Source organism: Hyphobacterium sp. (assembly GCF_965229905.1).
GTDB lineage: Bacteria > Pseudomonadota > Alphaproteobacteria > Caulobacterales > Maricaulaceae > Hyphobacterium.
The window spans coordinates 1,404,545-1,418,592 of the sequence record NZ_OZ245930.1 but is presented as its reverse complement, the minus strand read 5'-3'; the positions used below and the strand labels follow the sequence as shown (position 1 = coordinate 1,418,592).

Genomic DNA, 14,048 nt, shown 5'->3' with positions numbered 1-14,048 from the left:
CTGTCTAATCCCCGCGGAGCGACTGGATATTGCGCGCATAGGCGTCCGGACCGCCTTTGAAAACAGCCGTTCCGGCAACGAGGGCTTGAGCTCCGGCCGAACGGCACTGGCCGGCGGTGTCCGGATTGACGCCGCCATCGACCTCGATCTGCGTGCCAAGTCCGCGCCGCTCGATCGTCTCGGCCAGTCGCTCGATCTTCCGCAATTGGCTGGAAATAAAGCTCTGCCCGCCAAAGCCGGGATTGACGCTCATCACCAGGACGAGGTCCAACTCGTCCAGCACGTAATCGAGAACGCTGTCAGGTGTCGACGGATTCAACGCAGCGCCGGCCTTGCATCCGGCCGCCTTGATCGCCTGCACCGTCCGGTGGAAATGAGGCCCCGCTTCGGGATGCGCTGTGATGATGTCCGCCCCCGCTTGGGCGAACGCGTCGATATAGCTGTCGACCGGCGAAATCATCAAATGACAGTCGAACGGCTTCGTCGAATGCGGGCGGAGCGCTTTCACGACCTGCGGTCCGATGGTCAGATTCGGGACGTAATGGCCGTCCATCACATCGATATGTATCCAGTCGGCGCCGGCCGCGTCGATCGCGCGGATCTCGTCGCCGAGCTTGGCGAAATCGGCCGATAGGATGGACGGCGCGATGAGGACGGCGTCGGTCATGGAAACCGCTTAACAGGGCGATGTTGGGCGTGCAAGCGAGCGATTAGGCCGTCCCCGCTTTCACGAGGCGCGCGATGAAGAACCCGTCAATCCCGCCCCGCTCCGGCCAGAGCGCGGGCGTCAACCGGACCGCGCCATTCTTGAGGACGGCGTCCTCCAGCGTCGGCAATTCATCCGGCCTGACCGGATCGAGCGAAATCCCGGCATGCCGTTTGAGTCCTTTGGACAGCCAGTGTTCGCCTTCTTCCGGTTGAAGCGAGCAGGTACAAATCACCATCCGCCCGCCCGGCTTGAGCAGCCTCACCGCATTGTCGAACAGCGCCGATTGAATCGGCATCAGCGAACGGACATCGTCCGCCGCCTTGATCCAGGCTGCATCTGGACGCCTGCGCAGCGTGCCGGTCGCCGAACACGGCGCATCCAGAAGAATAGCGTCGAAACGCTCGGCCTGTCCCCAGCTCTGGCCATCATCGGTCACCAGTTCCGCTTCGAGACCAGTGCGCGCGAGGTTTTCCTCGACGCGTTTCATGCGCTTCGGCGACGCATCCAGCGCAGTGACCCGCGCACCTTTGCTGGCGAGTTGCAGGGTCTTGCCCCCGGGTGCCGCGCACAGATCCAGAACGGTTTCACCGGCTTTCGCCGCTAGAAGCATTGCCGGCAGGGCGGCCCCCGCATCCTGCGCCCACCAATGCCCGTCGTCGAACCCCTTCAGGGTAGTGATATCGCCGATCTCACGTTTGCGCAGCGTGCCGGTCGGCAGCAATTCGGCGCCGAGCATTGCGGCCCATTCCTCGGCCTGATCCGGCGCCCGGACGGTGATGTCCAGCGGCGGCGCAGCCATCCAGGCTGCGGCAATGGCGTCGAGCGTTTCCGAACCGTAGGCTGCCTGCCAGCTGGCTTGCAGCCATTCGGGGAGATTGCGCCGCAGCGGCGTGGCCTCGGCGATCGCTTTTCCCTGGCTGACGGTTTTACGCAACACGGCATTGATCAGGCCGGCAAAGCGCGCCGAATCCCTTGACCGGTTGGCCAGGTCCACCGCTCCGGAGACCGCCGCATGCGGTTTCGTGTTCAGGAAAACGAGCTGCGCCACCGCGGTCTCGAGGATCAAGCGGGCCTCGATGGCGCTGTCCGGCAGCGGCCGCTGCACGAAGGTCGAGAGCACGGCATTGATCTGGCCGCGGCGGCGCAATGTGGTCGCGGCCACGAGCCGGGCAAACGCCCGGTCGCGCGCGTCGAGACCGTCGAAATCCGGCGCCTGCGACAAGGCAGCATCAAGCGCGGTCCGGCTTTTCAGCACGAATTGCAGGGCAAGAACGGCGGAACGGCGGGCAGGAAGGCCTTGGGACATGGACGCGCCCTAGCATGGCGGGGGGCGCCGCGCTATGTCCCGGATCATGACGGATCAAAACAAGCCATCTCTCGCCGGTTCAGCCGATAAACCGCTGACGCCGGCGGCGCGCCGCGCGCTGGAAGAGGCGGCCGAACGGCGCGCGAAACTGGAAGCGGAGAACGACAAAAACAATAGTGAAATCAATGGTCCGTCGGGTCCGGAGCCGACCCGCTACGGCGACTGGGAACGCAAGGGCGTCGCCTACGATTTCTGATCCAGTCGCCCGCAAAGGGAAAAGGCTGTCAACTGGCACGGCTTTGGCATTAGCCTTTTGTTAATGAACAAGATGCTCGCCACCGTCTTCGCCCTCACCGCTGCAACGCCTGTTGTAGCGCAGGATTATAACCGTCTTTTGGGGGGCCAGAACGTCCCGTCGGGCGCTCAGGTCCGGTTCGCGGAATGCCCGGCCGGCACCAGCCGTCAGATTCCCGAGCCCGGTGCCGAACCGATTTGCGTTGTGAACACCGGCGGTGGCTATTCCGCACAGGCCGCTTCGGGTGGATACAGCACAAGCTCTTCCGGCCGCTTTTCCAGCGGCGGCGGCTACACGATGACATCCGGTGCAGGTCAGATCGGTATCTCCGATCAGTACGAATACCGGCCGACTTTGGCGCGCCCGCCAACGGAGGGGCGCACGATCTACACCGACGATCCGGGCCGCTATTGGACCGATGTCGGATCGCGCGGCGGCGGCACGCAATTTTCGGGCGGCTATTCTGGCGCCACGTTGGGTGGCCACGTTCCGGGCCATCCCTGCGTGGTGCTTGATCCCGTCCCGACCGAGGCCGAATGGAATGCCCGGGGCGGGCCGTGCCGGCTGGTCGACATTCCGCGAGAACGCCCGCCGCAACACCATCCGCCGCGCTATGTAACTTACGAAGACAGCTATTACCGCCGCGAATACACCCACACGCGGTCCCGCTATGCGCGCGAATGGCATGGTCAGGACGGCCGCTATTGGCGCGAGGATTATCACCATGGTGGCGGGCACGGACATGGCTGTGGCTGCCACGACCACGGTCATTATCATGGATGCGGCCATGACAGCCGGTATGCCAGCTTTGACGGCGTGATCTTCCCGGGCGTCGGGGGCCGTTCGCCCGTCTATTTCACAGGCGGCGGGGGTGGCCGCGTGATCATTACGGGCGGCGGCGGGGGCCGCAGCTTCGTGGGCACCGGTGCCGGGTCCAATGCGGGCGCCAACGCCAATGCGAGTGCGACATCCCGCGTCAACGTGAACACCAACGTCAATGTGCGCACCGGCGTTCGCATTCGTGGCGGCGGCGGAGGCCATGGCGGCGGTTATGGGGGTGGCGGTCATCATGGCGGAGGCGGTCATTACGGTGGCGGCGGTGGTTATGGCGGTGGGGGCTATGGCGGCGGCGGTTACGGTGGCGGCAGCTATGGCGGTGGCAGCTATGGCGGTGGCAGCTATGGGGGCGGCCGCTACTAGGCGCTCTCCATCTCGGCCAGGATAGCGCGAGCAGCCTGCGCCGGATCGTCCGCGGCATTGACCGGGCGACCGACCACGAGGTGGGTCGCCCCGCTTTTCAGGGCATCTGCGGGTGTTGCAACTCGCTTCTGATCGCCCGCATCGGACCCGGTGGGCCGGATCCCGGGCGTCACGATCAGGAAGCCGTCGCCGAAGCGTTGCCGGATTTCCGCCGCCTCCAGCGGGCTCGCAACGACCCCGTCCATTCCACAGCCCAGCGCCTGCTCGACGCGCCGCATGACCAGGTCACGGGCGCTGTGGGCATAGCCAATTTCCGTCAGCATCTCATCATCATAGGCCGTCAGAACCGTGACGCCGAGCAGCTTCAGATCGCGATCGTCTCCGCGTCCCGCGACGGCCGCGCGCATCACCGGTGGCTCGGCATGCACGGTCAGCAGGTCACCGCCTCGCCCGGCGATCGAGCGGGTCGCTTTTTCGACCGTGGCGGGGATGTCGTGCAGTTTGAAATCGAGGAAGACTTTCTTTCCGGCCGCCCGCAGTTTTTCCGACAAGTCCATGCCGCCGACCGGCAACAGTTGCAGTCCGATCTTGTAGAAGGAGACCGCGTCGCCACAGCGCGCTGTGAGGGCTTCGGCCTCGGCCACGCTCGGCAGGTCGAGGGCAACGATCAGTCGGTTCTTCACCCCCTTAAGCCTCCGCCTGCTGGGCCTGCGCCTTCTTCATTGCGCGCTTCGACTGATTGGCAATGATCCATTCCCCGACCGGATCCGGCAGCACGCGCATCAGCCCCACCATGAATTTGTACCAGGCGCCGGGAACCCGGCAGGCGACATTGCGTTCGACTGCGTCATAGGCGGCGGTGGCGACGTCTTCGGCTTTCAGCATCCAGTAGGACGGCAGGTTCGAGATCGACTGCCGCGCCCCGTTCACATCATGGAATTCCGACCAAGTATAACCCGGGCAGACCGCGGTGGCATGCACATTCTTGCCGTGCATTTCGGCCTTGATCGATTGCGAGACCTTGATCAGCAGCCCCTTCGCGCCGGGATAGATCGTCCCGGAAAACCGCGTGTGGCCGGTCGCGATCGGCAACAGGGCCGACACCGAGGACACATTGATGATGCGCCCGAAGCCGCGTTCTTCCATGCCGGGCAGCACCAGATGGATGAGGTGCAGATAGGCCGTTACCATCAGCTGCAGGAAGCGTTCCTGATCGTCCCAATCGGTCTCGGTGAAATATCCCGGCTGCCCGGCACCGGCATTGTTTACCAGACCGTCGACCTGGCGGCCGGCTTTCTTGATCTCGGAGACAATGCGCTCCGGCTCGCCCGGCTTGGCGAGATCGGCAGCGATGACCAGGCTGTCGACCCCGTTTTGCGCCTTCATCTCCTCGGCCAGCGCGGCGAGCCGGTCCTCGCGCCGCGCGACCAGCGCCAAATCCCAGCCCTTGCGGGCGAATTCCCGCGCCATTGCCTCGCCGATCCCGGACGATGCGCCGGTGATAAGAACCAGTTTGCGGGCCATGATCTGCTCCAATCCGAGGAGGGCGTGGATAAACCCTCCGGTTTTTCGGTTTCGTCTACTACGACGACTACTACTACTACGACTCCGGCGATGTCCGGCAAGCCGGAAGGGCGGTCGCCTGCCCATTGTGCCATGCGCCGGCTGGGCGTGGACAGGAATGCGTCACAACGCCGGCTTGAGGCCGCCGCCGCCAAGGCTAGGCTGGCCATGCAGGGGTGCAAAAAGAAGGGAAAGGACATGAGCGCAATGAACTGGGCCTGGCGCCGCGCTGTGCGGCCGGCCCTCGCCTACATCGTGGCCGCCGTCGCGGCCGCACTCGTCATCACCTTGTTTTTCTATGGTCTTTCATTGGCGGAAGGCGAGGAAGACGTGACCGCGGAAAGCCTTGCCAGCGTGTTCGCGGTTTCGAGCTTTCTCGGCCTTTACGTCGCCGTCTTCGCGGCGATCCCCACAATCGTTCTGATCTGGCTGATCCGGATCGTGAAACTGCCGCGCGGTTGGACCGACGCCGCCGCCGGCGCGCTGGTCGGCGCGGGCATGATCCATCTCGTCGCTTATGGAGCGTCGGGCTTTTCCGAGCCGCCCAACCCGGTCAATCTGCTGTTCGCCGCGGGCGGTCTGGCCGGCGGTCTCGCCTACTGGTTCACCGCCGGCAGGCCGCGCCCGCCCTATTGAGGTGGCAGACCCCGAGGGCGGCGGACAATGCTGGCATCTTGCCGGATGAATGGCGCGGCGGCAGGGTTTGACAGACGGGGGAGCTGACCATGCGCACGATATTCAGATGGGCCGGGCTGGCCGTTCTTATACTGGCTCTCGCAGGGGCCGGCATTTTCTTTTTCATTCTTCCGGCGCGCGTTGACGACAGCCTGAACGTGGTTGTGCCGCACGATTCCTGGCCGGTTTCGGCCGAGGCGCAGGCGCTGCACGACACGTTGCGCGTCGCCGACCTGCATTCCGACCTGCTTCTGTGGTCACGCGATCCGGTGCGTCGCTACGGGCGCGGACATACCGACCTGCCGCGCCTGCGCGAAGGCGGTGTCGTGCTGCAAGTGTTTACCTCGGTCACCAAGACGCCGTCGGACATGAATTACGAGACAAATGATTCGACCAGTGACGACATCACCCTGCTCGCGATTGCCCAGCGCTGGCCGGTGGATACCTGGGGCTCGCTCTATAATCGCGCCCGCTTTCACGCCCGCCGCCTGCACAGGGCGGAGGCCCGCTCCAATGGCGATTTTGTCGTTGTCGAAAACCGCGATGATTTGACCGCGGCGCTGGCGGCCCACGACCGGAACCCGGATCTGGTCGCCGGAATACTCGGGACCGAGGGCGCGCACCCGCTGGAAGGCGAACTGGCAAATATTCCGCGCCTTTACGACGAAGGCTATCGCATCGTTGGCCTGCATCACTTCTTCGACAATGAGCTCGGCGGTTCCCTGCACGGAATATCCAATGCCGGCCTGACGGACTTCGGACGCGAAGCGGTACGCGACCTTGTGGAGCAGGGATTCATTATCGATGTCGCCCACTCCTCCGAAGCCGTCGTGCGCGAAGTCCTGGACATCACACGCGCCCCGCTGATCGTCTCGCATACCGGCGTGCGCTCGCTGTGCGAAACGCCGCGCAATATTCCCGACGCGCTGCTCGCCGAGATCGCCGCCCGCGGCGGATTGATCGGCATCGGGTTCTGGGCGGATGTCACCTGCGATGACACGCCAGACGGCATCGCCCGCGTCATCCGGTATGCAGCGGACCTTTTCGGTGTCGACGCCGTGGCGCTGGGCTCAGACTATGATGGCTCGATCACCGCGCGCTTTGATGCGTCGGAATTGGCAGCCCTCACCCATGCGCTGCTCGCCGCCGGGATGAGCGAAGCTGACACCCGCGCCGTCATGGGCGAAAACCAGATCCGTTTCTTTATCGAGAATTTGCCCGAGGAATAACGGTCGCCCGCACCCCCGCCCACCCTATTCGCACGCCTGAGCGATCAACGACTCGGCCGCATCTCCGATCGCGTCGAGGGCTTCCGGCGCCATCGCATGCGGCGCATTGGCATAGTCCTGAGGCAGGCCGGTTTCGGTCGCCTGGAAAAGATGATTGAGCCCTTCGAGGGTGATGATCTCGGTCGGCCGGTCGGCCCGCGCGCCCGTCAGGCGTGCCCGGGCCGGATCCGCCAGGATCTGAAGGTCGTCCTCGGCAAGGATTGCGACCACAGGGCCCTCATAGGCCGCAAAATACGGAGCCACGGGCGTGTCGAGCGCATTGACGGCGAAAGCCTGTCCCCAGATCTGACCCTGCTGCTCTGCGGACGGTGCCGGCAAACCCAAATCCATCAGGGCCTGCGTCAGCGCGGACGGGTAATCCTCGACTGACGAATCCCGCATGACCGTGAACATGGCGGTTTGCAGCGACCGGTTCTGGTCGGCGGCCGCTTGCGGCGCACCCGAAGCGAGAATGATGGCCTCCGATTGCTCGTAGAGTATGTCCGAGAGCGGCGCGGTGGGCGGTGCGGCCGAAATGATGAAGTCGACCGGCACCATCTGCGCGGTAATGAACGCAATCATTCCGCCCTGGGAATGACCGAAAACCCCAACGCATTGCCCCGCAATCCCGCCCTGCCTGCGAAGAAATCCGACCGCGGCAGCGGCATCGCCGGCGAGATCATCGAAATCGTTTGGCGCAATGGCGGACGAATTGCCCACGCCGCGGTCGTCAAGGCGCAGGCTGGCGATACCGCGGCCCGCCAGGGCGCTGGCCACCACCTCGGTGACGGGACGGCCGAAGACCAGCCCGTCGCGGTCCTGCGATCCCGATCCGTTCAGCAATAACACTGCCGGTGAGGCGCCACCGGTCTCGGGCCGCCGCAGCGCACCCGACAGCGAGACATCGCCTGAAACCACCGTCACCTCTTCATCTTGGCCGATGGAGGGCGGCAGGGCCGGGCGGTCCCCGGCCTGATCTGCTGCCGCCTGACGCCTCAGGCTCAGCGGCAGTGTGGCGCCACCCTGCGAAAATGTGCCCGAAAGTGCGTCATCGCTGATGCGATCAAGATCGATGGATGCGCCCACGCTGGCGATGGTGCCTGCGAAACCGGCCGCGTCGCGTTGTGTGATGTCGATCGGCAGGCGCGCATTGTTCTGATCGAGACTGATCAATGTCGCGCTATCGGCTTCGATCTCGAGCAATAAGCGCAAACGTGAACCGCCGGTTTCCAGCGTTCCGGACCACCGCCCCTCATATCCGCTCTCTTCACTGACCGTGGCAGCGATCTCGTCGGAGGCGGGTTCTGCGCAGGCCGATAATGGGAGGGCCAGTAGCAACAGGGACAGGACAAGCGCACGCATGACAACCTCTTTCGTTAAATCACTAATTAGGCTTGACGCTAAATAAGAATGATGTCAATCGGATTCCATGAGCGATGTCTTCAGGGCGCTGGGCCATCCGGTCCGGCGTCAGGTGCTGAGAAAATTGCGCGACGGCCCGATGACCGCGGGCGATCTGGCGGCCGCCTTCCCCGTTTCCAAGCCGACCATGTCGGGCCATTTCAACACGCTGAAGGAGGCGGGGCTGATTCTCGCGGAGCGTCATGGCACCACAATCCGCTACCGGCTGAATGCCGGCGCTGCGGAAGAAGCGGTCGCTCTGCTTATGGATATCATTGGAAAGGAAACCGGAACATGATCCGACTCGGATTGCTGATTTCGCTGATCGCCTTCGTTATCGCCGCGGCCTTCTCGGCCTATGGCTGGCTCAATACCGAGCCCGGGGCCCAGGTGCCGGTCCATTTCGACCTGTCGGGCCAGCCGGACCGCTACGGGTCGAAGGCCGAAGCCTTTCTGTTTCTGCCGGCGCTTCTCGTCGGCATCACCTTCCTGCTGGCCATCGCGCCGGAAATCGACCCGCGCGGCAAGAATGTGCGGCGGTCCCGCCCGCTTTACATTGTCGGCTGGATTATCGGGGTGGTCTCTCTGGCGGGCGGGCAGGGCCTCATCACCTGGACGGCGGTCGGCGGCGGGATTGAAGGCGCCGTCATGGCGCGCAGCGCCGCGGTCTTCATCGCGCTCATAATGATTCTGTTGGGCTTGGTCATCGCCAAGGCCCGGCCGAACTTTTTCGCCGGCATCCGGACGCCCTGGACGCTGTCCTCGGATCTATCCTGGGACAAGACCCATCGCTGGGCGAGCCGCATCTATCTGCTGGTCGGCCTGGCAGGACTCGCGGCGGCGTTCCTGATGCCGCCCGAGGTCACAACATTCGTTCTGCTGGCGGCGCTGCTTACCACAACGCTGGGCCTGGTAGTGTATTCCTGGTGGGTGTGGAAGCACGACCCCGCCCGCGAAACCCTGACGCCGGATGACGACTAGGCTGTTTTCGGAAAGAGCCCGGCCTCCCATGCCCACGTCTCGCGATATGCGTCGGTGATTTCGGTTTTCGGCGACCAGCAGAGCTCCTTCCTTGCACGGGAAGAGTCGATCATAATGTGCTGATCGTAACGGCCCTCCTCGTCTCGGCCGGCAATCTCCATCGAAAGCTCATGTCCCGCAGCCGACGCAAATTCGCGCTGGGTTTCAGCCTGTGTCGGGTGTTGGTCTGGTCCGAAGTGTAAAATAGACGGCACCGGATCCTCCTTAAGCGCATAGATCGCGACGCCGTCGCCAACATCTTCGACGTAAACCATGGCAAACCGCCATGCGGCCTTCACCTTGGAAATCTCAAGTGCGGTTCCGTTCGACACACATTCGACAACATCCCGGAAACGATGGCGGGGATCGCCTGGGCCGAACATGGCCGGCAAGCGCGCGATGCGAGTTCCAAGCTGCGAGGCATTCAGCGCATAGGTTTCGAGCGGAATCTTGTCGTATTCTGCAGGACCGCCAAGCCGGGCGTAGGGATGCAAAACTGTTCTGATGGGGCTGGCTTCAACAAGTGGCGAATTGTCAACGTCGCCAGGCTCCGTCCCCAGCACACGTCCAAAAGCCGCATAAACATCGCATGACGACAAAAGCACATACCGGCCGCCGCGCGAATCGAGCGCATCGATGAGCGGTAACGTGTCGTGCTCGAACAGACCGATGCAATCGATGACGATGTCCGCCTGGACGCGATCCAGGACGCCGGCCACTTGTTGAGGGTCGCCACGCTCGACGCGAATACCGGGAATACGGCGATCGCCGCTTTCGCCGCGCCGGTTGAGGCAAACGACGTTGGCCTGCCTTTCCAATAACCCCCGGCCGATGGCACGCCCGACGAATCCCCCTCCGCCGAGAATGGCCACATTGTGCCCGGTCATCTTCAATAAAATTCCCTGCAGGCGCGTGCTGAAACTTGAGGTCTTTGTATAAGTGCCTGCGCCGGATGGCCAGCCGCGGTCTTAGGCGGCCTTCGATTTCCTCTTGCTGGCCCGCGCCATCAGCCGGTCGACCGCAACCGAGGCGAAGAATTTCAGCGACTGCAGATCGCCCGCACCGAAGCGGTAACGCGGCTCGAAATCGAGAATGCAGAGTGTCCCGACGGCATGGCCGGACGGCAGGATCAGAGGCGCGCCTGCATAGAAGCGGATATAGGGATCTCCGGTCACGAGCGGATTGTCGGCAAAACGGGCGTCGCGCGGCGCGTTGAGGACGACCATCGGCTCTGTCTGCAGAATGGAATAGGCGCAAAAAGCACTGTCGCGGTCGGTCTCTTGGGTATCGAGGCCGCAGCTGGACTTGAACCACTGCCGATTGGCATCGATCAGCGAAATCACGCCGACATCGGCATTGAGGCAGTGTTTGGCCGTCTCCGTGATCGCGTCGAATTCAATTTCGGCTTCGGTATCGAGCACCGACAAACCATGAAGGGCAAGAAGGCGTTCCCGTTCATTTGCGGGCAAAGAGGCTTTGGGCAATTTCACACTCCCGGTCCATGGGTGAAGGACATTTCAACCAAAACCGTGTGAAATTGATTAAGCTGCGGATTTTATTCGAGCTATCGCCTGTTTTCATGTGGTACGGGTCCGACTAGATTACGCGCCAATCAGGGAGATGGCAGGTCAGATGAGTCCGCAGCGCAAGATCAATCGGGTCGTTCTCGCCTATTCCGGCGGGCTGGATACCTCCATCGCCGTGAAATGGCTGCAGGAAGCCTATAATGCCGAGGTCGTCACCTTCACCGCCGATCTCGGTCAGGGCGAGGAGATTGACCCGGCGCGCGAGAAAGCCCTCGCGGCCGGCGTCAAGCCCGAACACGTCTTCATCGAGGATCTGCGCGAGGAATTTGCGCGCGATTACATCTACCCGATGGTGCGCGCCAACGCCGTCTATGAAGGCCTCTATTTGCTTGGCACTTCGATCGCCCGGCCGCTGATCGCCAAGCGCCTCGTCGAGATTGCGCACGAGACCAATGCCGACGCGGTCGCCCATGGCGCCACCGGAAAGGGCAATGACCAGGTGCGCTTCGAGCTCGCCTTTGCCGCCCTCGACCCCAGCCTGCACGTCATCGCGCCCTGGCGGGAATGGGATCTGACCTCCCGCACCAAGCTTATCGCCTATGCCGAGAGCCGCGGGTTGCAAGTGCCCAAGGACAAGCGCGGCGAGGCGCCCTTCTCGGTCGACGCCAATCTCTGGCACACGTCTTCGGAAGGCAAAAACCTCGAAGATCCGTCTGCCGAGGCCTTCGAGGACACCTTCCAGCGCACCCTCGCACCGCAAATGGCGCCGGATGAGGCGGAATACATCGTCATCAGCTTCGACAAGGGCGATGCGGTTGCGATCAACGGCGATGCGCTGTCTCCGGCCGCGCTGATCAGCCGGCTGAACGAGATCGGCCATGGCCACGGCATCGGCCGGCTCGACCTCGTCGAGAACCGCTTTGTCGGCATGAAGTCTCGCGGCATCTACGAGACGCCGGGCGGCACCATCCTGATGGCGGCGCACCGCGGCATCGAACAGATCACGCTCGACCGGGGCGCCATGCATCTCAAGGACGAGCTGATGCCGAAATACGCCAAGATCCTCTATGAGGGCTTCTGGTTTTCGCCGGAGCGGGAAATGCTCCAGGCCGCGATCGACCTGTCGCAGAAATACGTGTCAGGAGATGTCAGGCTGCGCCTGTTCAAGGGATCCGTCAATGTCGTCGGCCGCCATTCGCCGGCCTCGCTCTACAGTCTCGAACACGTCACCTTCGAGGAAGACGATGTCTATGACCAGAAGGACGCCCAGGGCTTCATCCGCCTCAACGCGCTGCGCCTGCAGCTGATGGCCGCGCGCAAAAAGCGCCTGGGCGAAAACGGCTAGTCCTCACCGAAATGTCAGATGCGCCGGGGACGCAATTATCGTCCAATGCCGGCCCACCAGATAATGAGTTTCAGATGATCCGTTCGCTTGCCGCTTTTTGCCTGTTGTCTTCTGTTGCCTGGGCGCAGGACGCGCCGGAGCCCCTCGCCCCCTTCGAGGTCTCACGGGATCTCCGCATCGAGGCGCAACGCGCCCTGCAGGCGGAAGAGTTCGAGGCCGCTCGGCGGGCGCTGGAGGCGGCTTATGGTTTGCAGCCCGGCAGCCCATCCATTCTTTTCGGCTTGGCGCAGACCGGTGTCATGAGCGGCGATGACGAGCTGACCTTCTCGGCGCTGGAACGCGCCGCGGCGGCCGGGATCAGCTTCGATCTGGCCCGTTTGGGCGAAGCCGACGCCCATCTCCGCGACACGCAGCCGAATCGTTATGCCGCGCTCGATGGCGCTTTGGCGCGCAATGCCGGCGAATACGGACAGGCCGAGCGCGCGCTCCGCATCGATGTGCCGGACAGCCTCATTGAAGGCGTCGCGGTGGAGATCGAGACCGACCGCATCTTCCTGTCCGACGTGATCGGCCGGCAGATTCTGGTCGTCGAACCCTTCGACCGCGCTTCCGCGAGCGTCTTCGCCGATCGCGGAGATGGATTGCAATCCGTGTTCGGGATTGCCGCCGACGACGTCAATCGCGTGATCTGGGCGGCCACGGGCGCCCTGCCGCAGACGCCGCTGGAGGAGGGCGAGGCCGCCACGACCGCGCTGATCGCCTTCGATCTGGTGACCGGCGATCTTTACCGCCGCTACGAGGCCGGCGGCGCCGACCGTTTCGCCGATATCGTCACCCGCGACGGCATCGTCTATGCCGTCGACAGCGGCGCCAACCGCATCTATCAGCTGACCTCGCTGTCGGGATCGCTGCAGCTTCTGTCCGGCGATCGCCGCTTTGCCAGCCTGCAGGGCGCGGCATTGGCCGATGGCGCGCTCTATGTCGCCGATTATGCGCTCGGCCTGTGGCGCGTCGACCTCGCCGACGGCACCGCCCGGCTGGTGCAGCCCGGCGGGGAAAGCCTGCTCGGCATTGATGGCCTGGCCGCGACGCGCGACGGGCGGCTGATCGCGGTCCGCAACGGTGTCCTGCCCTGGGTCGTCATGGCTATCGATCTCGCCGCCGACGGGTTGAGCATCGCCAACACCGAAATCCTGTTGCGCAATCATGCCGATTTCGGCGAGCCGACGCTCGCCGATGTCCAGGACGACCGCATCTTTGTTGTCGCCAACGCCCCCTGGGCGCTCTGGCCGAATGAGGGCGGCGGACCGGCCGAACCGGTGCCGCCACTGGTCGTGCTCGAATACGATCTCGACTGACTGGCAGCCGCCATCGGCAGGTGCTGACAGCGCAAGTTTCAGAAAACTTTCAGGAATTGCAGGCTATTCTGAACGTTCGCCAGATGGGGCGGGTCAGGAGGTCTGTCATGAAGAGCGATAAAGGATTTGTCAGCCAGCTCGCCGGTGCGCGGCTGACCACCGCAGAAATCTACTATCACATGCCGGATCATCCCGGCCTGTTGCAGAGCTTTCTCTGGCAAACGCTCGACATGGCGCCGGACTATCCGCGGCTGATCAGGTTTCTCGATTTCTGGAAGCGCGAGATCGAGGCCGTCATCCATTCCGTGCGGGTCGCCCATGCCGGGCTGATCACGCCATCGGACTGGCGCGGCATCGACCTCGATCTCCGCCTGCAATAGGG

General features: G+C 63.7%; 16 protein-coding genes. 9 read left to right on the top strand and 7 right to left on the bottom strand.

Annotated elements, in window-relative coordinates; all coding sequences use genetic code 11:
- Positions 1-4: 4 nt before the first annotated feature.
- Positions 5-667, bottom strand: coding sequence for a ribulose-phosphate 3-epimerase (gene rpe, locus ACO08C_RS07190; protein WP_421784424.1), 663 nt, complete (start codon positions 665-667; stop codon positions 5-7).
- A gap of 43 nt (positions 668-710) precedes the next feature.
- Positions 711-2,015, bottom strand: a complete 1,305-nt coding sequence (locus ACO08C_RS07185) for an RsmB/NOP family class I SAM-dependent RNA methyltransferase (RefSeq protein ID WP_421784422.1) — start codon at positions 2,013-2,015, stop codon at positions 711-713.
- 34 nt (positions 2,016-2,049) lie between these two features.
- Between ACO08C_RS07185 and ACO08C_RS07180 the strand changes: the two genes are divergently transcribed.
- Both ACO08C_RS07180 and ACO08C_RS07175 read left to right on the top strand, forming a co-directional pair.
- Complete coding sequence (locus ACO08C_RS07180; protein ID WP_421784420.1) at positions 2,050-2,271, top strand: DUF1674 domain-containing protein; 222 nt, start codon at positions 2,050-2,052, stop codon at positions 2,269-2,271.
- A gap of 63 nt (positions 2,272-2,334) precedes the next feature.
- Positions 2,335-3,510 carry a hypothetical protein gene (locus tag ACO08C_RS07175; protein ID WP_421784418.1) on the top strand — a complete coding sequence of 392 codons (1,176 nt, stop codon included), beginning with the start codon at positions 2,335-2,337 and terminating at the stop codon, positions 3,508-3,510.
- On the opposite strand, the gene pyrF is transcribed toward ACO08C_RS07175, so the two are convergent.
- Together pyrF and ACO08C_RS07165 are read right to left on the bottom strand one after the other, a co-directional pair.
- Positions 3,507-4,193 (bottom strand): orotidine-5'-phosphate decarboxylase, encoded by a 687-nt coding sequence (gene pyrF / locus ACO08C_RS07170; RefSeq protein ID WP_421784416.1) that lies wholly within the window; start codon positions 4,191-4,193, stop codon positions 3,507-3,509. The two genes, ACO08C_RS07175 and pyrF, sit on opposite strands and share 4 nt — an antisense overlap.
- 4 nt (positions 4,194-4,197) lie before the next feature.
- Positions 4,198-5,034, bottom strand: coding sequence for an SDR family NAD(P)-dependent oxidoreductase (locus tag ACO08C_RS07165; protein ID WP_421784414.1), 837 nt, complete (start codon positions 5,032-5,034; stop codon positions 4,198-4,200).
- 237 nt (positions 5,035-5,271) lie between these two features.
- On the opposite strand from ACO08C_RS07165, the gene ACO08C_RS07160 reads away from it, so the two are divergent.
- Positions 5,272-5,709 (top strand): hypothetical protein, encoded by a 438-nt coding sequence (locus ACO08C_RS07160; RefSeq protein ID WP_421788635.1) that lies wholly within the window; start codon positions 5,272-5,274, stop codon positions 5,707-5,709.
- Between the two features lie 89 nt (positions 5,710-5,798).
- Positions 5,799-6,977 (top strand): dipeptidase, encoded by a 1,179-nt coding sequence (locus ACO08C_RS07155; RefSeq protein ID WP_421788633.1) that lies wholly within the window; start codon positions 5,799-5,801, stop codon positions 6,975-6,977.
- Positions 6,978-7,001: 24 nt separating this feature from the next.
- Here ACO08C_RS07155 and ACO08C_RS07150 read toward each other — a convergent pair whose 3' ends face one another.
- A complete protein-coding gene (locus tag ACO08C_RS07150) occupies positions 7,002-8,378 on the bottom strand; it encodes an alpha/beta hydrolase family protein (protein WP_421788632.1) in 1,377 nt (458 codons plus the stop codon).
- A 67-nt stretch (positions 8,379-8,445) separates the two neighbouring features.
- Here ACO08C_RS07150 and ACO08C_RS07145 point away from each other — a divergent pair, with 67 nt between their 5' ends.
- Together ACO08C_RS07145 and ACO08C_RS07140 are read left to right on the top strand one after the other, a co-directional pair.
- A complete protein-coding gene (locus ACO08C_RS07145; RefSeq protein ID WP_421788631.1) occupies positions 8,446-8,715 on the top strand; it encodes a metalloregulator ArsR/SmtB family transcription factor in 270 nt (89 codons plus the stop codon).
- The gene (locus tag ACO08C_RS07140) at positions 8,712-9,398 is read left to right on the top strand and encodes an SdpI family protein (protein WP_421788630.1); all 687 of its coding nucleotides are present in this window, start codon (positions 8,712-8,714) and stop codon (positions 9,396-9,398) included. The genes ACO08C_RS07145 and ACO08C_RS07140 overlap by 4 nt, the downstream gene beginning before the upstream one ends.
- Here ACO08C_RS07140 and ACO08C_RS07135 read toward each other — a convergent pair.
- Together ACO08C_RS07135 and ACO08C_RS07130 are read right to left on the bottom strand one after the other, a co-directional pair.
- Positions 9,395-10,324 (bottom strand): NAD-dependent epimerase/dehydratase family protein, encoded by a 930-nt coding sequence (locus tag ACO08C_RS07135; protein ID WP_421788628.1) that lies wholly within the window; start codon positions 10,322-10,324, stop codon positions 9,395-9,397. The two genes, ACO08C_RS07140 and ACO08C_RS07135, sit on opposite strands and share 4 nt — an antisense overlap.
- 81 nt (positions 10,325-10,405) lie before the next feature.
- Positions 10,406-10,921 (bottom strand): GAF domain-containing protein, encoded by a 516-nt coding sequence (locus tag ACO08C_RS07130; RefSeq protein ID WP_421788626.1) that lies wholly within the window; start codon positions 10,919-10,921, stop codon positions 10,406-10,408.
- Between the two features lie 148 nt (positions 10,922-11,069).
- Between ACO08C_RS07130 and ACO08C_RS07125 the strand changes: the two genes are divergently transcribed.
- From ACO08C_RS07125 to ACO08C_RS07115, 3 genes are all read left to right on the top strand, one after another.
- Positions 11,070-12,308, top strand: a complete 1,239-nt coding sequence (locus ACO08C_RS07125) for an argininosuccinate synthase (protein WP_421788625.1) — start codon at positions 11,070-11,072, stop codon at positions 12,306-12,308.
- Positions 12,309-12,382: 74 nt separating this feature from the next.
- The gene (locus ACO08C_RS07120; RefSeq protein WP_421788624.1) at positions 12,383-13,666 is read left to right on the top strand and encodes a hypothetical protein; all 1,284 of its coding nucleotides are present in this window, start codon (positions 12,383-12,385) and stop codon (positions 13,664-13,666) included.
- 107 nt (positions 13,667-13,773) lie between these two features.
- Entirely contained in the window at positions 13,774-14,046 is a 273-nt protein-coding gene (locus ACO08C_RS07115; protein ID WP_421788623.1) for an usg protein, read from the top strand.
- The last annotated feature ends 2 nt before the right edge of the window (positions 14,047-14,048 follow it).